Annotated in this window: 10 protein-coding genes; all 10 read left to right on the top strand. The window is 63.5% G+C overall.

What is annotated here, in order from left to right; translation table 11 throughout:
- Positions 1–93: 93 nt before the first annotated feature.
- The 10 genes from KR767_RS08490 to KR767_RS08445 all read left to right on the top strand — a co-directional run bounded on the left by KR767_RS08490 (position 94) and on the right by KR767_RS08445 (position 25,353).
- Positions 94–1,002, top strand: a complete 909-nt coding sequence (locus KR767_RS08490; RefSeq protein WP_250878811.1) for a 5'-nucleotidase, lipoprotein e(P4) family — start codon at positions 94–96, stop codon at positions 1,000–1,002.
- Between the two features lie 260 nt (positions 1,003–1,262).
- On the top strand, positions 1,263–2,219 hold the full coding sequence (locus tag KR767_RS08485) for a hypothetical protein (RefSeq protein WP_250878810.1): 957 nt from the start codon (positions 1,263–1,265) through the stop codon (positions 2,217–2,219).
- A gap of 17 nt (positions 2,220–2,236) precedes the next feature.
- Positions 2,237–4,849, top strand: coding sequence for a glycerol-3-phosphate 1-O-acyltransferase PlsB (gene plsB, locus KR767_RS08480; RefSeq protein ID WP_250878809.1), 2,613 nt, complete (start codon positions 2,237–2,239; stop codon positions 4,847–4,849).
- A gap of 195 nt (positions 4,850–5,044) precedes the next feature.
- Entirely contained in the window at positions 5,045–7,987 is a 2,943-nt protein-coding gene (locus KR767_RS08475; RefSeq protein ID WP_250878808.1) for a hypothetical protein, read from the top strand.
- 41 nt (positions 7,988–8,028) lie between these two features.
- Positions 8,029–10,815, top strand: a complete 2,787-nt coding sequence (locus KR767_RS08470; protein ID WP_345779901.1) for a dermonecrotic toxin domain-containing protein — start codon at positions 8,029–8,031, stop codon at positions 10,813–10,815.
- 153 nt (positions 10,816–10,968) lie between these two features.
- Positions 10,969–14,148 carry a dermonecrotic toxin domain-containing protein gene (locus tag KR767_RS08465; RefSeq protein WP_250878806.1) on the top strand — a complete coding sequence of 1,060 codons (3,180 nt, stop codon included), beginning with the start codon at positions 10,969–10,971 and terminating at the stop codon, positions 14,146–14,148.
- 54 nt (positions 14,149–14,202) lie between these two features.
- On the top strand, positions 14,203–17,802 hold the full coding sequence (locus KR767_RS08460; protein WP_250878805.1) for a DUF6543 domain-containing protein: 3,600 nt from the start codon (positions 14,203–14,205) through the stop codon (positions 17,800–17,802).
- Between the two features lie 53 nt (positions 17,803–17,855).
- Positions 17,856–18,605 (top strand): bifunctional demethylmenaquinone methyltransferase/2-methoxy-6-polyprenyl-1,4-benzoquinol methylase UbiE, encoded by a 750-nt coding sequence (ubiE, locus tag KR767_RS08455; RefSeq protein WP_250878804.1) that lies wholly within the window; start codon positions 17,856–17,858, stop codon positions 18,603–18,605.
- Positions 18,606–18,733: 128 nt separating this feature from the next.
- Positions 18,734–22,069 carry a dermonecrotic toxin domain-containing protein gene (locus KR767_RS08450; protein ID WP_250878803.1) on the top strand — a complete coding sequence of 1,112 codons (3,336 nt, stop codon included), beginning with the start codon at positions 18,734–18,736 and terminating at the stop codon, positions 22,067–22,069.
- Positions 22,070–22,101: 32 nt separating this feature from the next.
- The gene (locus KR767_RS08445; RefSeq protein WP_250878802.1) at positions 22,102–25,353 is read left to right on the top strand and encodes a hypothetical protein; all 3,252 of its coding nucleotides are present in this window, start codon (positions 22,102–22,104) and stop codon (positions 25,351–25,353) included.
- The last annotated feature ends 28 nt before the right edge of the window (positions 25,354–25,381 follow it).

The raw sequence follows: 25,381 nt of genomic DNA, 5'->3' as shown, positions 1-25,381 counted from the left end.
CAGAGCCCCGTCCGTCGTCACGCTGTCGTAAACTCCCCGGACAATCGCCGCCCCACGGGCGCGCAGCCTGTTTCACCAGGGGTTTTCCTTACCATGAAGAAGTTCGTCCCGACCGCGCTTGCCGCGGCCCTGCTGCTGACCGCCTGCGCTGGCGTGCAGAAACCTGTCGCTACCGCCGCTCCCGCGCCGCAGGCACCCGCCGCCGCACCGGCTCCGGGCGGCCCCGTCGCCGACGACAACCTGAATGCCGTGGCGTGGACACAGACGGCCAGCGAGCACGACTTCATCTACCTGCAGACGTTCCGCAACGCGCAAGAGAAATTGCTCAAAGCGAAGGAAGACACCCGCTGGGACGCCCTGCCGAAGGACGATCGCGAAGCCCACGCTTCGCTGAAGGGCCTGAAACCGGCCGTGGTGCTCGACATCGACGAGACCGTGCTCGACAACTCGCCTTACCAGGCCCGTCTGGTCCGTTCCGGTGGCGAGTTCAACGAGGCCGCCTGGGCCGAATGGTGCAAGGAAGCCATTGCACGCCCGCTGCCGGGCGCCGTGGAGTTCACGAAGTTTGCCGCCGACCACGGTATTGCCGTGATCTACATCTCCAACCGCGCGAAGGACCTCGACGAATCCACCCTCGCCAACCTGCGCTCGGCCGGCTTCCCCGTGGCAGGCAAGGAATCCTTCCTGGGCCTGGGCACCTTCGTCGAAGGCTGCGAGCAGGTGGGCAGCGAGAAGGGCTGCCGTCGCCAGCTGGTGGCGAAGAACTACCGCGTGCTGATGCAGTTCGGCGACCAGATCGCCGATTTCGCCAACATCCCGGGCAATACGGCCGAGGGTCGCACCAAGGCCATGGCCCCCTACACGGCCTGGATCGGCGAGCGCTGGTTCGTGCTGCCGAACCCCACTTACGGCGCGTGGGAGGCATCCCTGTTCGACAACGATTACACTCTGCCTCGCGAAGCGCGTCGGCAGAAGAAGATCGACGCGTTGAAAATCAAATAATTCAATAAGTTAGTCGACATTTGCTAAGGTATTGCTTTAGCAATGTCGTCCAACTATCATTTGAGGCGCCAAAACCCGTGGCGCTGAAAGCAATGCGGGCAAGGCCATTTCCCTTGCCGGCTTCGGGCCGGATAACCCCGTGAGGCCTCCTGGTCTCCGGGGTTTTTCTTTATGCGGCCCTTCATCCTGACCGGATTACCCTTGTGATCGGCGGGGCACCCCCGTACCCTCGCCTCCCCGCCGTTTACGGACGACGACCGATGCTCCGCTCCACGACCAAGGCCTGGTTACTGATCCCGGCTCTCGTTCTCCTGGCCGCCTGCGGCAAGGACAAGGAGCCACCGGGCACGCCGGGTGGCGGCTCACCGGAAGATGCCGTGCGCGCCTCGCTGGAGCTGATCCGCGACGGTCGCTTCGACATGTACTGGCAGCACGCGCTGCCACCCGCCGATTTCGCCACGCTGCGCGCCGACTGGACGCGCCGCGACAGCGCCCACGCACCAGTGGACCCGCAGGACAGCGCCCGCTTTGCGGCCATGGTGAAACGCTTCAGCGAGGCGGACGCCGAGAAGAAGCTGTTTGCCGATGTCCGCCCGACGCTGGTCCGCTTCGATCGCGACTACAAGGACCAGATGCCCCTGCTCTCCGGCGTGGGCCAGTCACTGGCGCTGACGGCCATCGACCAGGACAAGGATCTCTCGGTACCCCAGAAGCGCCAGCTGCGCGAAGCCGTGAACGCGATCATGCCCTGGACGCAGACGGTGGCCTGGAACGACCAGGCCAAGGCAAAGCAGGCCATCGCCATCGCCGTGGAGACGGTACGCAACGCGCACCTGTCCACGCCCGAGGCGCTGCATGCACTGGATTTCCAGCAGTCGATGGCAACGTATTCCACCGCGTGGCTGGGCCTGAAGAAACTGCTCGACGTCTACGGACTTTCCCTGGACAAGAGCTTCGACACGGCCAATATCGAGACGCTGGAAAACAGCGGCGCCTCGGCGCACGTGAAGATCACCTACACCGTGCTCGACAAACCCATCCAGACCGACACCACCCTGGTTTTGCTCGACGGCCGCTGGTATGACAGCGACCTCCTGCAGGACGTCCGCGCCGAGCATGCCCGGCTGAGCGCTCCCGCGCCGGCCGCCAGCTCGCCCGCCCCCGCCGGCACTGCCGCCGCGCCCGCTGCCCCCGTGGCAGACGCCCGCCCCCGCTAAGGCCGTACAATCCTGTGATGTCCGATATTCCGATGAGTGCGGATCCGCACGTCCAAGTCGCCCGTTCTCCCTGGTGGTTCAAGCTGCTGGGGCGCCTGCTCGAACCCTGGGTGAAGATCAAGCGCGAACCCGCCGAACCCGCCGCCCTGCTCCAGAGCGGTGCGGCCGTCTGCTATGCCATCGAGCGCGACGGCACTTCCGATGCGCTGATCCTCGAGCGCGCCTGCCGCGAGGCGGGCCTGCCCAGCCCCATGCAACTGCTCCAGCTGCCCGGCCGCCGCCGTCGCTCGGTGTTCTCGCTGAGCCGCCGCGAGGGCTGGCTGTTCGGGCGCACCGACACGCGCGGCCCCAAGGAGCCCATCGGCCAGCTGATCCAGGCACTGGAGGACGACCCCTCCCGCGATATCCAGGTGGTGCCGGTGTCCATCTACGTCGGCCGCGCACCCAACCGTGAAAGTGGCTGGTTCAGCGTGCTGTTCGCCGAAAACTGGCTGGTGGTCGGTCGCTTTCGCCGCATGCTGGCGCTGCTGCTCAATGGCCGCGATACCGTCGTGCAGTTCTCCGCGCCGGTGTCGCTGCGCACCGTGCTGTCGGAATCCAGCGGCCTCACGCGCGAGCGCCTCACCCGCAAGATCGCCCGCGTGCTGCGCACGCACTTCCGCCGCATCCGCGCGGCAGTGATCGGCCCCGACCTCTCGCATCGCCGCACCGTGGTCGATGCGGTGTTGAACGCCCAGCCGGTGCGCGATGCCATTGCGGCCGCGTCGAGCAAGGAGAACATCACGCTGGCGAAGGCCGAACGGCGCGCGCGTGATTTCGCCCTGGAAATCGCCGCCGACTATTCGCATCCGGTGGTACGCTCCACCTCGTTCGTGCTGTCCAATTTCTGGAACAAGCTCTACGACGGCATCGCCATGCATCACTTCGACAAGGCCCGCGCCGCCGCGCCGGGACACGAAGTGGTGTACGTGCCTAGCCATCGCAGCCATGCCGACTACCTGCTGCTGTCGTACCAGCTGCACCATTCGGGCATCGTGCCGCCGCATATCGCGGCCGGCGTCAACCTCAACCTGCCGCTGATCGGCCCCGTGCTACGTCGTGGCGGTGCGTTCTTCCTGCGTCGCAGCTTCAAGGGCAACGCGCTGTACTCGGTGGTATTCAACGAATATCTCGCGCAGCTGGTGGACCGCGGCGTGCCGCTGGAATACTTCATCGAAGGCGGCCGCTCGCGTACGGGCCGCCTGCTCACGCCGCGCGCTGGCATGCTGGCGATGACGGTACGCGCCTTCCTGCGCGCGCCGCGCCGCCCGGTGATGTTCCAGCCCGTGTACATCGGCTACGAAAAGCTGATGGAAGGCAAGTCGTACATCGGCGAGCTGTCGGGCAAGGCAAAGGAAAAGGAATCGCTGATCGGCCTGCTGCGTGGCCTGAAGGTGCTGCGCCAGCGCTACGGCCACGTCACCATCAACTTCGGCGAGCCGATCCTGCTTACCCCGATGCTGGACGACGCCTCGGCACAATGGCGCGAAACCACGGCCGACCCCGACATCAAGCCGGAGTGGCTGGGCCGCGTGGTGGACGACCTCGCCGAGCGCATCCAGATCAACATCAATCGCGCGGCCGACGTGAATCCCATCAACCTGCTCGCGCTGGCCCTGCTGGCCACGCCCAAGCACGCGATGGCCGAGAACGACCTGCTCGCACAGCTCGAACTCACCAAGGCGATGTTCCAGGAGCTGCCGTACTCCGACCGCGTCACGATCACGCCAATGAATCCGCAGGGCATCATCGCCTACGGCGAGCAGATGAACTGGATCCGCCGCGTGCGCCATCCGCTGGGCGACGTGCTCGTTACCGAGGGCGAGCAGGCGGTGCTGCTGTCCTACTTCCGCAACAACGTGCTGCACCTCAATGCGCCTGCTGCGTGGGTGGCGGCCTGCTTCCTCAACAACCGGCGCATGTCGCGCTCGTCCGTGGTGCGCCTGGGCAAGATCATCTACCCGTTCATCCAGGGCGAGCTGTTCCTGCCGTGGGATGCCGAAGGCTTTGCCAACCAGGTGCAGGAAACGATCGATTTCTTCGTGCGCCGTGGTCTCATCGAAGCGACCGGCGAAGGTCGTGTGCTGGAACGCGGACCCGGTCAGGACGACGGCGCCTACCAGCTGCGTGTGATCGCCCGCAGCATGTTGCAGGCCTTTGAGCGCTATTACATCGCCATTGCCGCTCTGGTGAAGAATGGCCCGCACACCATGTCGGCGGGTGAGCTGGAAAATGCCTGCACGCTCACGGCGCAGCGCCTCAGCCTGCTCAACGAACTGTCCGCACCGGAATTCTTCGACAAGGCGCTGTTCCGCGGCTTCATCCAGAAGCTGCGCGAGGCGAAGATCGTCTGGACCGACGAGCAGGGCAAGCTCGACTTCGCCGACGCCCTGGAAGACATGGTGCGCGATGCACGCGTCATCCTGGCTCGCGAAGTGCGCCATTCGATCCTGAAGATCACCCCGGGCGGTGATAACGACCGCGATCTCGATGCGCGGCCGCCGGACGATCCGCAGACATCGGGCACGGGTGATTCACTGCACGAACGGCACGTAGCGAACGAAAAGCATCGCCACCACACAGGCGAGTGATCAATCCTGCCTGCCATTGCCGGCATGTAGCCTGACAAATCGCCCGTGCTTCCCCTTCAAGGAAAGCGCGGGCGATTTCTCATGCGCGGACCGGAAACACCCTGCATGGCCCACATGCAGGCAAGCGTGACGCCGACGGAAACCCGCCCCGCATGACCTTAACGTGGCAGCCCCGCCACGCCGAGGACAGACCTCATGGACATGCCGCCGCCGCAGGCTCCGCCTGCCTCCGTTTCTTCCAGCCAGCAAGCCTTGCATGATGCGTCACAGCGACTAGCCGATGTGCAGCGCTGGCTTGCGGGGCAACAGGACGCGCTGCCCGATCCTTCGGCCCCCCACGCATCGCCGGATGACTTCCTGGCGGACATCGACGCCTTCTGGGCGGCCCTTGTACCTGGTGCCCCGGGCGAAGGTTTCATATCGCGCCGCGAGGCCTTCACACGCATGCTGATTCAGGCGTCACGCGATGTCGCGCGCCTCCAGGTGGAGAGCGGAGCACTCGATGAACAGGCGTTGCCGATCATCCAGGTCATCGCCCGGCCATCACCAACGGTACGTCCCTCGTATGTACGTGCCGGAGAAATCAAGGTAAACGATCTGCCGATCGCCGGCATGCTTGTCATCTGCGACGACCGGTTCCCTGGTGAAGTGCTGCTTTTCACCGTCAGCGCTGGTTGGGAGGCCTTTTCTTCGATAGATACCCTTCTGGCAGACGTCGAGTTCAGGCTCCGCCAGCACACTACGGATGACGGCGAAGCGGTAGGAACACCCTCCTTCCATCCCTACGAGGCCGGGCGTGCGCCGTTCGGTGCCGTCTCGGAACACCTGCTCAGCGATTTCCGCACTACATTGCATGACGCATGGGACGACCCGGACGGCATCGATGCCCTGTACAGGGCATCTGACCCGAGCAGGCTGCTCGACCCGCATGCCATGCTTGCCGCAACGTCGCATGATGCGCCAGCAGAAGCCACGAGGCTCCGACGTTCCCCGCCCCTCGTCGTCAACGGTGTCGCGGGGCGCGCCATCCGCACGGGAGCGAAACAGCTGCCTCCACTGGGCGGTCGTATCGCCCGCATACCCTTCAAGGTGCGTGCACGGCAGGCAGGTATCGATCTACCGGGGCGGACAACCGTTTCGCGAGGCACTACCGTGCTTCCGTCACCCGACACGCTCCTGTCACCGCGATACATCGCCCGTGATGTATCCGTCCCTGCCGGGGAGGTGCCCATGGAGGGCATCTATCTCATCGGCGGCCGCCGCTTCATCAGGCAAGGTGACAATCTCTACGGTGTTCGCTTCGATAGCGGCATGGGCGGATGGCGACTCGACCGGCCCGGTGCCCTGGACCCGCGCTATTCCGGCCCACTGGTCGAACGCCATGCCGACGGTCTGTGGCATTACCGGCGAACCGGCCTGACTGGTGGCAGCGGCCGTCCACAAGCCACGGCGCGGCGGCGCATCTCGGCGCCTGCTTCAGCAGCGTCCGAGGTGAACCAACTGACGGCAGAACAACTGCGTGTCCTTCAGGGCGAGCTGACGGATCGCCTCGGTCTCAACGACGGCATCGATCTGTATCAACGCGTGATGAGGCGCACGACCACGGGTGCCGAAACCACCCAGGTCACGGCACGCGAACAAGGGGTGTGGAACGAGGCAATGGTCATAGCGCGGACGGGCCGGCGACAGCCATCGCCGCCACCGGCACCAAGCCGGAACATATCACCCGAACTGGCCGACCTCTCCGCGGACGAGATCCACTGGATGCAGCGCCGGCTGATCCGCCGGCTCGATTTCGCCGACGGTACGCGGGCCTTCCATGAGATGGCTTACCGCAACGCAGGCGAAACGAGTATCCCGGCCATACCTTCCGAGCATGTCGGCCTGTGGAACGAACTACTCACCAACGTGCGAGGCCGCAGGTTGCAGATGATGCCGCCGTCGCCACCGACACCTCCTGCCACTCCAGCACCGGTGCGCCGGGTGAAATCCTTCGACACCGAGGACTTCACCAGCTACGAGCGGACCAAGCTTCGCAATCAGCTCAACAGGCGCCTGGGCCCGGAGCAAGGGGCACATGTGTACGGCGAGATGGCATTTCAGCAGACGGATCACATTCCTGCGCTTCCCGACGCACAACGCACTGCATGGGACGAGATCGTATCCACCATACGCAATCAACGGGGCCAGCCGAGGTCAAGGCAGACGATCGTGCCCGACCTGGCCGACCTGCGTCCTCAGGAACTCGCCAGCCTGCGCGACCTGCTGAAGGACAGGCTTGGTGAGCTCGACGGCGACATGGCCTACCGGAGCATGGCGCTTACACCATCACCGAACTCGCCCACGCCAGTGCTCACTGCCATACAGCGCAATGCGTGGGATGAAGCGCTTTCCGATGTACGTGCCAGACGTATCCGCCCCTACAACCCCACCCTCTCGCTTTCATCCGATCTGGCAGATCTGTCGATGCAGGAGCAGCGCATGCTGAGGACGGAACTGAAGCGACGCCTCAACTATTACCCCGGAGAGGCGCTGTACCAGGATATGGCTTACCTTCCCGCTGGTTCTCCCGTGCCATCGCCGGTATCTACGGACAAGCTCGCTACGTGGAACGATGCGCTCGCCGCCGTGCGCAGGCAACGGTATCTCCAGCCAACCGCCACAACGGCACGCCAGGCTCTCGACGACAACCTGTGGTTTGTACCCGAGGACGAGTGGCCCGATGTGGTCTATCACTACGCACCACGACAAACCCTTGAAACCGTCGGCGACTCGGCGATCGTCCTGAGCCAGTCCCAGCTCAGTCCGGGCGGTGCCAGCGGCATCCCCCTGTTTTCCGCTGCGCCCGAGACACCACTGAACCAGATCACCGCACTGGCCGATGGGTGGCTTCCGGCCCGCGCAAGAGCCCCGCAGGACACCATCGGCTCGATCACCGGGGCATGGGCGCGCATCGACCTGCGCGCCGCCCTGAAGGGTATCAACGGCGATGCACCATCGTTCGAGCTGTTCCGCCAGGGCGGCCCCGGAAGCCATGCCTTCATGCTGCGTCCCACGGCGCGCAATGCCCTGGCCGGCACGGCACGTCATCCTCTGTGGCTCTTCGAGCATGTCTCGGTGCACCTGCCCTCGCCCTGATCCAGCCCATGTTTCAACATCAAGGATGATTCACCGTGGATATGCTGCCCCCGCAAGCCCCGCCCGCTCACGTTTCGGTACGTCAACAGGCAAGCGTCGATGCGATCCGGCGTCTCAGCGATGCCCAGTCCTGGCTCGTCGATCAACACGATCAGCTACCCGACCCTCCCGTTGATGCAGGGTCGAAGGATGCCTACCTCGATCGCATCGATCAATTCTGGGACACACCTGTCCGGTGGATGACCGGCCAGCCGATGGCGACACGACGCGACGCCCTGGCAAGGCAGCTTGAGCAGGTGGCCCGCGACGATGCTGCCGTGCGCGTGGAAGATGGAACCCTGCCGACGGAAGCCGTCGATCTGCTGCGTTCGGCAACGATGGCAGGCATGAAGCCTGATGGCGATCCTGTGCACGCGTATGAGCTTCTCTTCGGCCGGGTCGCTTACGCGGGAGCACTCGTGCTCCGCGATGATCGCCATCCGGCGCTGGTGCTCCTGTTCACGACACAAGGCGGGTGGGAAGCCTTCGATTCACTGGATACCATGTATCGCGACACCGAACGACGCATGCGTCAGGTTCTCGCCAACGAAGGTATCCTGCCAGGCATAGGCACGCGCGAAATCGATGACGCCATCGACGATGCGTTCCTCGGCGTGCGCGCACTGGGAGGAAACGTTTTCGACGCCATCGCCGGACGACTTGTCGAACATCACCGGCAAAAGATCGACGAATCGTGGGATACCGCGCATGACCTCGACACGGTGTCACGCGCAGACCTTCTCCATGAGACCGGCGACCTGCATGCACTGGTGGATATCCACGGTATCGTTCTCCATCGCGATGCGGCCCTTCTGCGGCACCATCGCGACGACACGCTTAGCACCTACCCCGGGGACCTCGCCGATACATGGAGGGAGGCATCCGATGCCTATCTTGCGAGCCGGCGACGCAGTGCCCTCGTACAGGAGAGCCGGGACATCGCCACACCGCTGTCCCTTATCGAATTTGCGCGAAACGCACTGCATGAACGACTACGCGACCTGGGCGTGAACGAGGATCCGGAGCGTATTCGGGTAACGCGCGTTCCTTTGCCTGGCGCACCTTCCGAAGCCCTGTCCAACGCGGAAGGAGCAAAGGAAAAATCCGTAACCTCCCTTTTGCAACTGTCTTTCGACAACGCACCCGGACTGCCCATCGACGACCTGCAGATCCTCGACGACGACGGCGGAACGCACCCTCGTCTTACGCCGTCCGCCGTACGGCACGCTATCCGTGATATCGACCTTGGTCCACGATATCTCCGGCATATCGACGAGGTGCTGGGCGATACGCCCGTCGGGCGACAGCACCGCCAGCTGGCTTCCGACCTGTATCTGATGCGCATGCGCCTGGATGCCGCATCGGCAACATTGAAGCGCCACGATGCACTCCTTTCCGCATCGCGGCCGAGCATGGAAGCATCTGGCCTGCGCTGGGTGGATGTCGTCACCAGGCATCCGTCTGCACGGAGAAGGCCTCGCGTCGATGGGCGTGAGCTTACGGTGCAACAGCTGGTGTACCGGGGTACTGCGCTTCCTGGTGCACTCGTCATTGCACCGAAGTCCAGGCAAGCCGATTCAGGCCTCGTGCTCTACATGCCTGACGCGCCAGACGGAATCACCTTGCGCCAGTTCGCCAGCCGCGAAGAGATGATCGAGAATGTCCTGCACCAGCAGCGTTTCGAACCGTATCTTCTTGAACGCCTGCCCGCTTCATTTGCCACATATGGCCCTGACGGAACACCGCATTTCGCGGTATCCCACCCATCACGGACCTGGCAATGGGCGACCGGTGGCACGGGCCACGCCTTCTGCACCCTGCTGGAAGAGGCATTCACATATCGCGACATCACCGATGACCTGACCGATGCGTCCTACGATACGGCCGTTGAACTCACACGCCTCAATACCAGGCATCTGACACGAAGCACCACGCAGGCCGACCTGGGTACGGTCGCATGGTTACTCTCGCCGTTTGGCGCATCCGGCGAGCGCACCGTGCAAATCGGACTGGCCACGATCCAGTCGATACCGCATCTCGCGCAGACATCCTGGCGGGCCTACGACGGGATCAAGGCTGGCGACTACACGCAGTCGTTCCTCGACACCGTGGAAGGCTACGTGGCTGCGCTGAACGTGGTTCCGTTTCGCGGCGCTTTTTCGCGCGACATCGCCGGAAAGTACCTGCGAACGCGAGCCGGGTCGCAAGGCCGCGGCACAGCACTACGGATGGAGCACCTCCCAGGTGGTGGCAGGTCATTACTCACACCTCCCCGCGTGACAGGTACCGGAAGACGACCCGCGCACGCTGCACACCTTGACGGTAGTGACTCCCTTCGCCTCCGGCAGGTGCCGGAGGGCGAATGGCCCGAGACAGCCTATTACTACGCCACGCCGGCCGAGCTTCGCGAGGCGCATCGCACCGGCGTTCTCGTGCTGCCACAGCAGCGACTGGCCCGGGACGGAGTACAGGGCATTCCGCTCCTGACCCTGCCACCCTGGACCCCGTTGCCAGGAACGACAGGTATCGCCGGACCATGGCTTCCGCGCACACCTGCCGGATCGACCCTCACGCCGGCCCAGGCGGGCGGCGCGTGGGTACGCATCGAGTTGAGGAAGGCGCTGCATTCAGGACATCTATCCGACAGGCGTCTCACCGTCTACACATCACCCACAGGGCCCTCCTCATCCCTCGTCGTTCGCCCGGAAGCTGGGCCGGCATCGGCCGCCGGCGCGCCAGCGCTGACCCTATTGGATCATTTCTCCGTACACGCGCTGTCGCCGCTGTAAAAACCAGGGAAACACGCTACGCGATGCGGATCGCATGACCTACAGGCGCGTGACATACCCACCGGCAAGACGAAAAAAGTCTGGCGTCTAGACTCAGATAGCAGGAGCCAAACGCACTCAAAGGCCTGTAATGAACCGCATGGAGAATGCCACATGGATATGGCGCCACCACAGGCACCGCCACCGATCGTCCGGTCCAGTCACCAGGAAATCATCGATACGATCGGCCGGCTGGCTGGTCTGCACGAGTGGATCGCTGCGCAGCAGGCGCAGATGCCACTGCCCACGGATAGCGAGAGCAAGGCATCGTATCTCGCACGGCTCGACACGTTCTGGAGCGAACGGCCCACCAACAGGGAAGATGCTTCGCAGACATCTCGTTCAGATGCATTCGAACTGCATCTGAGTCGGGGCATGCGGGATGCCGCCACTCTCGGGCGGCTCGATGGAGAAACCAGCCAGGTACCCGGAAGCTTTCTCGTGTCATTAGTGCAGCAGTCAGACACAACACTGCCTGCGGATGTGCAAGTACACGAACTCATGTTCGGCGAACATCCGTACGCTGGCGCGATCGTCATCACGCGTACAAGTAAGGCAAGTCCACTGTACGCATTCACTCCCGATCGCGGGTGGGAAGCCTTCGTCAGCCAGCAGAATCTGTTCAATGTCATCGAGCACAGGGCACGACAACGCGCCGCGGCGGGGCTGAATCAGCCCGGCCTGGAAGACGATGATTTCGAGAAGCTGATCGCGACCCGTGGATTCGTTTCGCTGCGCCTCGCGGGAACACATCCTTCGGAAAGCCTTGTCGACCGGATACGTGCATTGCAGAGGGCACGCGCCGAAACAGCGTGGAATGACGATCCAGGGAAACGAATCGATGGGATGATCGACGCGCTGGACATGCATCGCTACTTCGATGTCGGCGCTATTTTTCTTGAGCGTGAATTCCGCCAGCAAGAGGCCATAACCATAAAGCGCCTCGCCGAGGTTCCCGCAGATATCGCCAGCCAATGGCGCGATAGTCGTGACATCTACAAGATGGAATGGATTCACGCCCTGGAGACACGGACCAGCCAGGGCCTGTCCGGCCCCCTGTCGCTTGCGGCCTATGCAAGCGATGCCTTGAAGGCAAGGCTGCATGGCCTTGGCATTAACGATGATCCCGCCACCATCGTCGTCGAGCTCAAAGGCACGGAAGTGCCCGGCTCCGCAGGCGATCTTCTCACCGATACACAGGACCCCCCGCTGCAACGACTTACGCTGATCGAACTGGCCTGCGCCAATGTCGGCTTTCTCGACTTCCGCAGTGCCCGCGTAACGACCGCAGAAGGCCGGCCCTTGGGAGCACGGCTTGCCTATCGCCAGCTCCGCGACCTCATCCGGCAGCTGGACGTAGGCCGGAGTTATCACCGTTATCTGCTACAGCAACTTCGCGAGTCGGCACCGGGGCATCTTTTTCGCGCCATCGCCACGCGCCTGCAACAGGCGCGCCTGCGTTTCGAAGCGGCCGATGCACGCCTGTCCTACTACCGCGACGCCGAGCCGCGCAGCTACATCTTCGACCGCGAGGATCGTGGTGACGCCTGGGTACGCAGTGTTCTCAGCAGCCCCGGCGCACAAGGACGCCAACCAGTGGACGGCCACGACATCGGCGTCCACCAGCTCACCTACAAGGGCATTCCGCTGGAAGATATCCTGATCATCAGTGCGGGAGACGGCCGGAGTGCACCGCGGATCGTCGCCTATACGCCGGATGCTCCCGACGGGCAGGCCATCCGTGAGTTCACCGACCGTGCGGACATGGCCAGCCGTTTTCTGTACGAACCGGCCTTCGAGGGCTATCTGCTCGACCGCCTGCCGGTGGAGTTCACCGATGCTTCCTCAGGAAGTCGTCACTTCCGGCGATCCGCCGCGAACCGACAAGCCGCATGGGCACTCGGGCAGGCACCCGGAGGCGGAGCACGCACACTGACCGATGAAGCCTTTTCCGAAAGCCTCGTCACCACGAACGTTTTTGACGTGCTGTACGACACGACGGTGTCCCGCCTCGCGCGTGATGCCACTGCGATGACGCGAACGACCGGAGAAGCCGACCTGCAGGCTACTGCCGGGCTTCTTGGGCTGGCCGCCAGCGGTACCGCGGCACCTGCCGATGCGCTCGCTGGCACGGTCTCGGCGCTATCCCGGGGGTTGCAGGCCCTGTGGCGCACGTATGACGACATAAAAACCGGCGATATGTCCGCAGCCTTCGTCGCAGGTACGGAAGCCTACACGGCCTCGTTGGCCATCGTCGGATTACGCGCGTTGCGCCCCACGATGATTTCGAAACCCACCATCAGGCCGTCGCTTTCCCATACCCGGCTGGTCCAGGCCGGAGGCGTGCTTCGCCATCCACAGGCACGCCTCGATCCGCGATATCGTGCCTCCGTCGACATCGGCGGCACCACCGCCGATGTACGGGGCATCCGAAGCGTGCATGGACGCGATTACGTCCAGCAGGACGGTGCCGTCTACGAAGTGCGATACGACGCCAGCTATCGCTCCTGGCGCCTCACCCGATCCGGCGGTCCGGATGCATCGTTCACCGGCCCGCAGATCGAACGTATCGGGAATCGCTGGCATATGCATGCGGGAGGTGGCTTACGTGGTGGTTCTCCGGCACCGGAAACGGCAGGAGATCGCTGGGTCAGCCGGACCGACCTCCTGCCGTTGTCGCCTTTCCAGCAAGAAGTCTTCATGGAAACACTCTGGACCCGCATGTCCAGCCATGCGGAGGCCAGCCGTATCTACTGGGATGTCGTGGGCAGCACGGGCCGGGCAATCCGTGTTACGTCGCGGCAGTGGGAGGTCTGGGGACAATCGCTCGATGCAGCCCGCCAGGCCCCCTACGCCAGACCACCACATACGCCGCCCGTACTTTCCCGGCTTGCAGCGGAACAGGGTAACCGACGGGTACTGGCCCCCTCGGAATGGCCAGCTACCGTCTGGTACTACCCGGTGGAACCGTTGCCGACGTATCCAGGGCAACGCGTGATGTTCATGCCGCAACCGGAGCTCACGCCTACCGGGTTGCGCGGATTGCGCACATCTTCCCAGAACCCCGTGTTCGCCGGAGCCCATGCGGAATCCCAGCCACGCCATGGCTATATCGGCATCCATCTATCACTCATCAGGGACCAGGCCGCCGGGCAGCCACGGATACGCGTGATCCAGGAACGGCATGGCACGGAGGTCAATTACATCGTGCAGCCGGCCACCGACGGCCATGTCCCCGTCATGGTACTCAGGCCCGGCGAGTTCAGCCTTCCCGCCGAAACAGGCCCACGCTGAAGGCAAGGAACGACCGGGTGCGCCATGCATCCGGCATGACATCAAGGAAATTCCATGGATATGACACCACCCTCTTCCCCGCCTGTGCATGCGGGAACCACGGAAGCGGAGACGACGAACGCCGCGTTCACGCGACTTGTTGCGGTACGACAGTGGCTGGAACAGTGCGAGGCACGCATGCCAGCGCCTGTTTCACCGCAATCGCTGTCGACGATCGATCAGCACCTCGCCCTGGTCGGGGCGTTCTGGCATGGTCTCGATGACGTATCCGGCCTGACACGACGCCAGACCCTGGCAAACCACCTGGCGCAGGCCATGCGCGATGAAGGGGTGATCCGTGCCACCGATGGCACACTCGACGAGCGCGCCACGTCCACCATCAACCGGCTGCTCGCGAAACGCGATGAAACGGCGGCGGCCAGCATCAACGCCAGCGAAATCATGCTCGGCCCCTTTGCTTATGCAGGCGGCCTCATCGTCCAGGGCACACAGGACTCCGATCCCGCCCTCGTGTTTCTTCCCGACCGGGGCTGGGAGTCCTTCCGCGACATGGACAGCCTCAGGGAATACCTCCGGCAACGCCTGCTGCCCCATAGGGAAACGACCGTATTGCCCGGGCTGACGTCCGATGATCATGCCCAGGCAGCCATCGACGGCGATATCCGGGAGCGGCCGATCACCGGCGATGTATTCCTCGCACTGGCAGACCGCATCGTCAGTGCCCAGGCCGAGAAGATCGCGCAAGCCTGGGACGATTACACCCTTGATCGCGACGACCCGGATGCATCGATCAGGTTTCTCGACGATATCCGTGACCATCAGCGGATGAGCAGCCAGTTCGATATCTCCGCCATGCTTGACTTGCGTGAGGCGCAGCTCGTGGAGCGCGTCAGGAACGAACGCCTGGCCGGTCTTCCCGCCAACGTTCGAAAAGACTGGAAGAAAGCGCGTCGTTCCTATAACAGCGCACTGACCGATGTGGTGACGTTGCGGCAGGCCGTGGGACTGACCGAACCGGAGTCGCTGTACGAATACGCTTCCCGCCGGCTGGCGGAACAGCTCAAGGCACACGGCGTGACGACGGATCCTCGTGACATACGGGTGCAGGTCACTCCGCCGCCAGATCCGTCATCGCCTCTTGAACTCGCCGACCGGCTGATCAATAGACCAGCGAAGCGGGTCATGCCACTGATTGACCTCGCCATGCATGGCATCGGGCAGCATGATCTCGACCACTACATCGCCCAGGACGCCGATGGCCACACGCTTGCATCATTGCAGGGCGCCGGCGCCGTTCGCGCCATTGTCAGGAATGCCCGGGTGTCCGAAAGCTACCAGGCGTATCTGGACGCACTCTTCACCACCGGCACCAAGGGTGCCGCGGCACGGGCACTGGCCAGGCACCTGCAAACGGCGCGCATGCGGTTCGAAGCCGAGGAGGCGAGGCTTTCCTACTATCTGTCCGACGAACAGGCATCCCTGGCGGACGACCGCGAAGAACAGGGATACCGATGGATCGACGCGCTGCTTCGTGCTCCCGTCGCCAGCCAGCGCGAGAAAGTAAGCCGCCATGACATCGTGGTCAGCCAGATGACCTACAAAGGTGCACCACTGACCGATGTGCTGGTGATGGGAACGCGTGCCGTGGCCAGCGCATCACGCATCGTCATCTATTCGCCCGGCGCGCCGGATGGACGAACCTTCAGGGAATTCGCCAGCCGCCAGGAGGCCGCACGGGAATTCTTCTATCACCCCGCGTTTCGCGAATATCTGCTCGACCGGCTGCCGGCCGAATTTGCACGGACCAATCCGGCAGGGGGAACCCGGGAATTTCGCGGCAACCAGCGCGCCCACTGGGTGCTTGGTGCAGACCGCGCCGCTTCCTACACGCTCACGGAGGAGCCATTCACAGAAAAGGAAATCACCAGCAATTTCCTCGATGCGATGTACGACGCCGCGGTGGGATTGCGCAAGCGTAACGTGCGCTTCGTCACGCGAGACCAGGACACCGCCGACCGCGATGCCATCCTCGGTCATCCCCTGCTCGATGCGCCGGTCGGTCCGGAAGCACGCTTCATTGCCTCGGCACTGATCGAGATTCCGACCAGCGCCATCCGTACTCTCCAGGCATCGTGGCGTTTCTACGATCAGGTCAAGGCCGCCGACTATCGCGAAGCGCTTGTCACCTTCGCCGAAGGCTATACCAGTGCGCTCAACATCGTGGTGCCTCCGGCACTTGGCCAGGTCGCGCGGACACCGCTGGTGCGCGCACATGCCGGCTCCCGCACCTTGCGCCCCGCGCAGACATCGATACCGGCGGGCGGCCCTGCCTTCGAAGCCGGGTATGTCGCCGAAGGGGTATCCGTGCAGGGCAACGCCGATGCCTTCGGCATCCGGCGTATCCGGGGGCGCAACTACGTCGAACAGGATGGCCGGATGTATCCGGTCCGGCATGACGACACCTACGGATACTGGCGACTGGAAAAGCCCCAGGGATCGCTCGATGCCAGCTTCAGTGGCCCCGCCATCGAACGGGTGGGCGAGCGCTGGGAGTACGCCCGGCAGGTCGGCCTGCATGGCGGCATGCGGCGCGCCCTGCGCGACCGGTTCCGTCGCGTGATGCACCTGGATGACCCCGCGCCGGCCGCGCAGGCACCCGCGGCACCGCTTCCCGAACCCGTTCCGATGGAAGCGGACTGGCACTGGTTCCCACCCGAAGCGGAGCACCTGCGGCCGCAGGTCATGGCGGCACTGGCCGACAACCCCGGGGGCCACGCGCTGGTGCGGAACGACGGGCGTCGCTTCCACATTGCCGTCAATGCGACCAGTGCCCACATTACCCGGGACGGCCTCTCCGCCGAACTTTCCGCGCTCAGCATTCATCAACGGCGTATGTTCATGCATGAACTGGATGCCCGGTTTCCCCTGGCCACTGAACGTGCCCAGGTGATGAACGAGCTAGGCCTGGCCAGGGATGGACGCAGGGTTCCCTCGCCGCCCCGCTCGCCGGAACGTGTGCCTTATCGCGGCGACGACGGCCAGGTACCCGTCGTATCGTCCACCACCGCCGACGATCTCGGCGAGGCCGCCGGCGGACCGCTCGATCTGCCGGAGCTCCCCTCGCTCACCGCTGCCCAGCGTGAGCGCTGGCAGGAGGCACTGCGGGTGGCGCGCGAGCACCCGCGCCTTCCGCCCCGTGTCCCCGAGGCAGCGCCCCTGGCGCCGGGCGAGCGCCTCGCCCCGATTGCCAGGGACCAGTGGCCCGACCGGATCTGGTTCTATACCGACCACCTCCCCCGTTTCGGGCGCGCCGACCAGGGCATGGAATTCTCCCCACGCCAGGCACGACGAAACCCGCAGTCGCAGACCCGCTTCCGGGTCACCACCCTTCCGCCGACCACCGAAGCCGACATCCTGGATGACGTGCTGGGCATCCCACAGTGGCGACGCGGCACCGCGGACACGGGTTATGGTTACTGGGTGGAAATCGATACTCGGGCGCTGCGCGAGCAGCAGGTAGCCAACGGCTCTCCCGCCTACGACCTCTATCCCTCCGCCGTAGGCCACGGCGGCCACCGCCTCAGCCTGCGCTCCTGGTTCCACCACCTGAGGCTTCCACCCGGCAGCTACCGCACGGGACGTCGCCCGGACTGAGTCCCGCGTACCGCGCTCGCCTCCCAAGGGGCGGGCGCGGTACCATCCGACGCATGGACCAGCAGAAAACCACCCACTTCGGCTTCCGCGACGTGCCCGTGGCCGACAAGCAGAAACTTGTCGGCCAGGTGTTCACGTCCGTGGCGGGCAACTACGACCTGATGAACGACCTGATGTCGTTCGGCGTCCACCGTCTGTGGAAGCGCCATTTCGTGGCCGTCAGCGGTGTGCGCCGGGGTGACCGGGTGCTCGATCTCGCCGGTGGCACGGGCGACATCGCCGCACTGCTGAAGCCCGTGGTGGGCGACGAAGGCGAAGTCGTGGTCGGCGACATCAACGCCGCCATGCTGGGCGTCGGTCGCGACAGGCTCACCGATCGCGGCCTGGTGGCCGGCCTGCGTTGGGCACAGATGAATGCCGAAGCGCTGCCCTTCCCCGACAACAGCTTCGATGCCGTGACCATCGCCTTCGGCCTGCGCAACGTCACCGACAAGGACAAGGCGCTGGCCGACATGCAGCGCATCCTGAAGCCCGGTGGCCGCCTGCTGGTGCTCGAATTCTCGAAGGTCCGCAGCCCCTTGCTGTCGAAGCTCTACGACGTGCACTCGTTCCACGTGCTGCCGCGCCTGGGCCGCCTGTTCGCCAACGACGGCGACAGTTATCGTTATCTTGCCGAATCCATCCGCAAGCATCCCGACCAGGACACCCTGAAGGGCATGATGCTCAATGCGGGTTTCGGTCACGTCGAAGTGCGCAACCTGACCAACGGCATCGTCGCCATCCATCGCGGCTACAAGCTCTGACATCGAGCCCGCGCCGCGGGCTACACGAACCCGGGAATACCATCTTCCACGATGCAAGGGTTCGCCTGCATATGACGCACCAGGCGGCTGCCTACCATCCATGACACCACCAACGTCATGGATGCGTCATGGACAGTTCTCCGCCGCCCTCTCCCCCTGCGATAATCCAGCCCGCAGCCCGCGATATCACCGATGCCTATCAGCGCATGGGCGCGGTGCAAACCTGGCTCGCGCGCCAGCAGGCACAGCTTCCAGCGGGAATTCGCGCACTTGACCCGGGTTTACGACAGGGCCTCCTCGATGCGCTGGATGCGTTCTGGCAAGCACCGGCCGAGGGTACGTCGATTGCCCCACGACTCTCTGTGCTTGCCGACCACCTCGCGCTCGTCTTGCGTGAAGATGCCCTGCTGCGCGAGCGCGACGGCACGATGGATACCACAGCTGCGGCCATCGCCCGGCGCGTCGCCGCGACACGCGTTTCCACCGGGCAGTCCTCGCTCGTACTGAGTGAACTCACCGTCGGAGGCACCGCCTATGCCGGCGCACTGGTTGCCGAGGACCACGATGTTCCCGGCGTCGCACTGCTGTTCACCGCCGACCATGGCTGGGAGGTCTTCGCCCGCCTTTCCGACGTGCACGCGGAAATCGAACGGCGCATCAGGAGGCACCTCGCGCATAACTCCGATTTGCCGGGAATGGTCCGCCGCCCTCTGCTCGATGCACTGAACACTTCATTCGTCGGTACGCGGCAGGTTACTTCCGACATCTTCCACACCATGGCAACGCGTATTGCCACCGTGCAGAAGGACAAAGTACGCGAAGCGTGGATGGATCATCACGCCGCCACGCACGATCCGAACCGGGATCAGGTTCTCGTGGACCAGGTCAACGACGCATTGCAGCTGGTTCATCACCTCGATATCGAGGCGATACTGGCAACTCGTGAAGCCTCGCTGGTAGAAGCGATCCAGGCCGAACGGCTGGCGCAGGTTCCCGAGCATGTCCGCAAAGACTGGGAGGATGCCTTCGAAAATCACTTGTCTGTCGCCACGCAGGCCCGCGAAGAAACAGGCATCGCACCGTTCGAAACCCTGGCCGGCTATGCCTCGGCTCGCCTGCGTAACCGGTTGATCGCTCTCGGGGTGACGACGTCGCCGGAAGACATCATGGTCCGCATCGATCGGTCAACCGACCCCACAGCACGCGTGGAATCCCTGCAATCGCTGTTCGAAGGGCCATCCCCCGCACGCATCAGGCTGATCGATCTGGCTTTCCAGAACGTCGCCTCGGTCGACTTCACGCAACTGCATGCCGAAGATGCGACAGGCCAGCCCATTACCGCACTAGACGACAGCAGCATCCGTCGCCTGGCCCGAGCGCTCGATCTTGCCAACAGCTACACCCGGTACCTCACCCTGCACTTCCGGGAAAGCGATGAAGCCAGGCAACGCCGTGACACGGCCATCCTGGAACAGCAGGTGACCATGCAACTTGAGGCGAACGACGCGAGGCTTGCGTATTACCTGCCTCATGAACCCCAGTCCTTCCGCTTCGACCAGAACGAGCGGGGATTCCGCTGGATCCAGGCCATCCTCGACGCACCGTCACCACGGAACAGGCGCCAGGTCGAAGGACATGATGTGGTCGTCCGGCATGTGACGTATCGCGGTGTAGCCCTGAAAGATGTGCTGGAGATCGGCGTACGCTCCGCGGGCAGCGTACCCACCATCATTCTCTATACGCCCGGTGCACCGGATGGCCTGACGTTTCGCGAATTCGACGACAGGCAGGAAGCGGGTAAGCGATTCCTCTATCACCCGGCCTTCCGTGATTACCTCCTGGACAGGCTTCCCATGGCATTTACCGCCATGACGCCTGACGGCCTTGGGCGGCGCTTCGATGTCGATCGGCGGGAGTGGATTTTCGGAGGGTCTGCCGACGCGGGTTATACGCCCACCGGTGAACCTTTTGGCCAGCAGGATATCCCCGGAGACTTCTTCGATGCCTCCTACGAGGCAGCTATCGCACAAGGTTTCCACGACACGACCACCTATACGCGAAGCGCTGCGCAAGCCGACTGGCATTTCCTTCTTGTACGACCGCAGGAAATTGCCTGGAACAACCTTATCAGCCAGGCCATCCGCGGCGCCTTTACCGCACCCTTCCACGCAGCCCGGGCGTCATGGCGCCTCTACGATGCACTCAAGGCGGGCGATCATGCACAGGCCTTCGTCGACTTCACCGATGCCTACACGCAGGCGCTATCGCTGCTTCCCTACTACGCCATCGGGCGTACGACAGGTGCAGGAGTTTTCATGCCTCGCCCAGGCATGCCATTACTGTCGCGCTCGGGCAACAAGCTCGTATCCGGACCCGTCCAAGCAATGGTTGCCCCCTCGCTGGATGCGAGCTATATCGCAAAACAGGTGAAAAAGTCGGGCCGACCCAATCGATACGGCCTGTACGACATCGACGGACATGCGTATCTGGAGCACCAGGGCAAGCTGTACGGTGCCCGCTACGACAGCGCGTTCGAAACGGTCAGGCTTCACCGGCCCGGTGACTTACCAAGTGCCATCGGTCCTTCGGTACGGAAGACCATGCATGACACCTGGGCCCCACATCGTGTCGGGCTTCTCGGCGGCACAGGGCGAGGCACGCGAAGCAGCTCCTTACTGTCGGTCACAGACCGGCAGGCAGCGATCCTCGATGATCTCAACTATGCCGAACGCATCCTGTTCCGCCTGCGCATGGATCAGGAGCTCCGTGCACGCATTCCTAACGACGTCGTCCGCCAGGACATGTGGCGGGAGATCGAAAACGGCGTGATGCTCGGTCGCCCCGCGCGGCTATCGCCGGAGCACGCGCAGGCATGGATCGATGCCGCCGATGCCGCCGTCGCCAACGTCCGTCGTTTCCGGGAGTCCGCGCCAGCGTCCGGCAGCCCCATGCCATTGAACATGTCTGTCGCGCTGCCCGATACGCAAGTGATGCCTGTGATACCCGCGCCTCAAGGCTATCGCGTGGTGGCGCCCGAAGCCCTGCCACAGTCGCTGTACTTCTACGATGTGGGTCCGTACGCCGGTAGTTCCTTTCAAAGGAACATGAGTCGTCATCATGCTGGCACGACATACTCCAACATGTCGGCAACATTTCGCCAGCAGGTGCTGGGGGAAAACCTCCGTGGGGTCCGGCTGACCACTCAGCCACCGGGCTCGCCAGGTATTCCACAGATAACCGGCATCTCACGCGTGCATGCCGCGTTTACCGTGCAGCTTGACATGCGCCGCATCGCCGCGCGCGACATGATGGGGCCACGGCCACGGCTTCAACTTCTCGAAGTCGGCGACACCGGTGGACAGCAGTTCGTACTCAGATCCACATCGGGATTGGATATCGAGCTGCAGGGTGGCGACTTCGCACCTCCGGTCCGCAGCCGGCAATGGCCCCGCGCACAGCCGTAAGACCCCAGATCGCTGGTCCTCATCCCAGGACAATGACTGAAAACCGTATCGATAAGGACATCATGGACACCTTGCCACCACCCCCACCTCCTTCCATTGTCTCAAGCACGCAACAGGAAGCCATCGATGCGTATGGACGCATCGCCAGCCTGGGCCATTGGCTCACGGAGCAGCAGCAGCTGATGCCTTCACTACCCGATGCACCTACCCAGGCCGACCGGGACGCCTTCGATGCCGCGCTACATGCCTACTGGAACACCAGCGTTCCGCAGGCTCCCGGTTACATGGCCAGCCGACGAACGGTACTCATCGGTAAACTCGCATCGGCCATGCTGGATACAGCAACGCTCCGCCATCTGGACGGGAGCATGGATGGCCCGACACTGGAGCTGATCAGGTCGTTTGTTGCAGAAGGCACGACACCGCCCCCGCACATGCAGGTCCATGAGATCATTTTCGGGGACATCGTATACGCGGGGGCGCTGATTGCCTTCGACGACCGCAAACCGGAAACCGTCGTGCTCTTTACCCCTGGCCGGGGATGGGATGTCTTCGACGGCCTGCAAAAGGCACATGCTCACGTGGATCAATGGGTCCGCCGCTCGCTTGCATGGCGAGCCGGATTGCCCGGTTTCTCCAGGAGCGAGACCCGGCCCGACCTTCTTCCGCATGCAACCTCACGCCGAAGTGCCGGATCCCCGGGCGACATGCTCGTCACTCGACAGCTCGCCGTACAGCAGGAAAAGATCCAGCAGGCCTGGGTGGAATTCGCCCTGGAACGATCAGTGGCTGAGCGATCGGATCATCTCGCCGACCGGGTCGACGAAGCCCTTCGCCTGACGGATATGTTCGATGCCGGCGCCATCCTGACGGTACGCGAAGCGCTACTTGACCGAGCCGTATCCGAAGCACGCCTGGCAAAGCTTCCCAGCGACGACATGGCCGCTTTCCAGAATGTGGATGGCGTGCGTGCAGCATGGCACGAGGCCGCGGCAAACCATCTTGAAGCAGTGCGTGCCGGTGTCGCTCGCCGGGCGCTGCAAGGCATCGACCCTGTTCCCGACCTGCATGATTATGCGGTCGACATGCTCGGTTCGATCCTCACGGCCATGGGTGTGGACGAGCCTGCGCCGGATATCTGCATCACCCTGGACAGGAAGAACGATCCCATCGCTCGTATTGAATCATTGCCTTCTCTTCTCGAAGGCCCTTCCTCGCAGCAGACCACCCTCCTTGACCTGGCATACGAGAACACTCCGCCTCCCGGACTCGGCACCTTTACCGCACAGCGAAAGAATGGCCAGGCGATTCCCACCCTTGACGATACAAATATCCGCGCGCTTGTCAGGGGATTTAATCTTCACAACCGTTATCTTTCCCTGCTTTCCACGGAACTGCGCACAGGCGAAAAAGCTCGTATACGTCGTGCAACCGCCATCGAATCGCTGGCCGCGCGAATGCGATATGAGGCCGTGGAGTCGCGCCTGTCCGGGTTTCTTGGCGAGCATCCAACACAAAAGCACCTTGCGTTGTCGCAACGCGGATGGCAGTGGGTCACGGCCGTACTCGACTCACCGGAATCATCGGGGCGACGTAAGGTCCACGATCTCGAAGTCGCCACCCGGCTGGTGACCTATCAAGGCGTGGCCGTGCGCGATGTCGTGGAAATCGCCCTGAAGGACATCCCTGTCTTCTATCCCGTGGACCTGATGTCTTCCCGTGTCTATTACACGCCGGGAGCACCCGATGGGGCCTCCTTCCGGGAGTTTGCCAGCTGGGAAGAAGCCCAGCAGTTGTTCTTCCGGAATCCGGCATTCGTGGAGTACCTTCTTGATCGCCTGCCCGGCGATGTGGCCGAAGTACCAGAGAACGGTATCGTCCGACGCTTCAAGGCCCATCGCCGGACGGACTGGATTCTCGGCAGCACGGAGCCCGAAGGCTATACGCCCACCGCCACCGCGTTCGTTACCCGGAACGTGGAGAACAATATTCTGGAGGCGATGTACGACCAGAGCATCGATCTCATTGAAAGCAATGCCCGGGCATTGACGCGAAGCACTGCCGAGGCGGATACGCGAAGCATCATCGATCTGTTGCACCTGCGACCCGCCGAGCAGGTTGCAGGGCGTTTCGCCATGGGAGTACTGACCGCCCCCTTCCATGTGGCGCCTGCCAGCTGGCGCGTCTACGACCATCTTAAACAAGGCGATTACGTCAACGCACTGGCTCAAGGCGCAGAGGCTTACAGCGCGGCTGTAAGCATGGCATCCACGCGATCGGCGTTTCAGGCCGCCACTGCGCCTACCATCCGGTTTCGCGCCACCGATACCGGCATGACGGTCCGGGCGCTCCCCCGTCCGGCCAACGCCCCCGTCACGAAGCCTCAGCTTCAGGGCGCCTACAGGGTTGACGGTCACTTTGCGCTGGCTGTCGAAGGCAGGCTCTATCCAGCCCATTACGACATGAGCAAAGGCACCGTCTATGCCGACATGGCGCATCCGATGGATGCAAAGGCGGCCCATGCAGCCCTGCGCTTTCATCACGCCCGCTGGCAACACCCGCGCACTGCGCCAGGGCGACCAGAGTCGCTGCCGGCCACTGAATCGGTGGCGGGTACTGCCGGCGGAAGACGCGATCTCAGCCTGTATCAGGAGTACCTGGTGCAGCTTGAGAAAGAATTCCCAGATGCACTGGAACGACAAAACGTACTTCACCAGATGGATCGCGAGCTGGTCGGATTACCTCCGTTGCGAACGCTGAGTCGTGACCAGCGCATCCGCTTCGAGCGTGCCTGGGCAAAAGCCGAACAGGTGACCCGCACCAGCGAAGGAGGCAGTGTCGCTTCGGGAGGACAACTCAGGAAACTCACGGAAAGCGAGATACCGGAATGCCTGTGGTTCTACGGCCAGGGGCCTCTGTACAAGAGTTCGTTCGTCAGATCGGCATTACACCAGCGTGGCCCCGTGAACCATGACTGGGCCGCGTTGATCGGCGAACTGCAGGCACCAGGCCTTGTTGGCATCCGGGCGACGACCCTTACCCCCGATGTATCGAATCACTCGATCGGTACCGCTATGGCGATTCCCGATTTCGTGCGCAGGCTGGGATTCGCGGTAGAGGTACGCATCAAGGACATCATCCGTCAGCAACCGCCGGGGCTGCTCGGTATCGAGGTCTATGAAGTCGTGGGCAAGACGGATCAGTACATCATCCGTCCCAAGGCACATAACCTGCTTGAAATGGGCAGGGGCCAGTTCAGCCTCATCGAACAGCTGCCCATCTGATCGCGAGGCCTGCCACGCAGGGCCCCGG

It is taken from the genome of Luteibacter anthropi (genome assembly GCF_023699965.1).
In the GTDB taxonomy this organism is placed as follows: Bacteria; Pseudomonadota; Gammaproteobacteria; order Xanthomonadales; family Rhodanobacteraceae; genus Luteibacter; species Luteibacter anthropi.
This window is presented reverse-complemented; position numbering and strand designations above follow the sequence as displayed.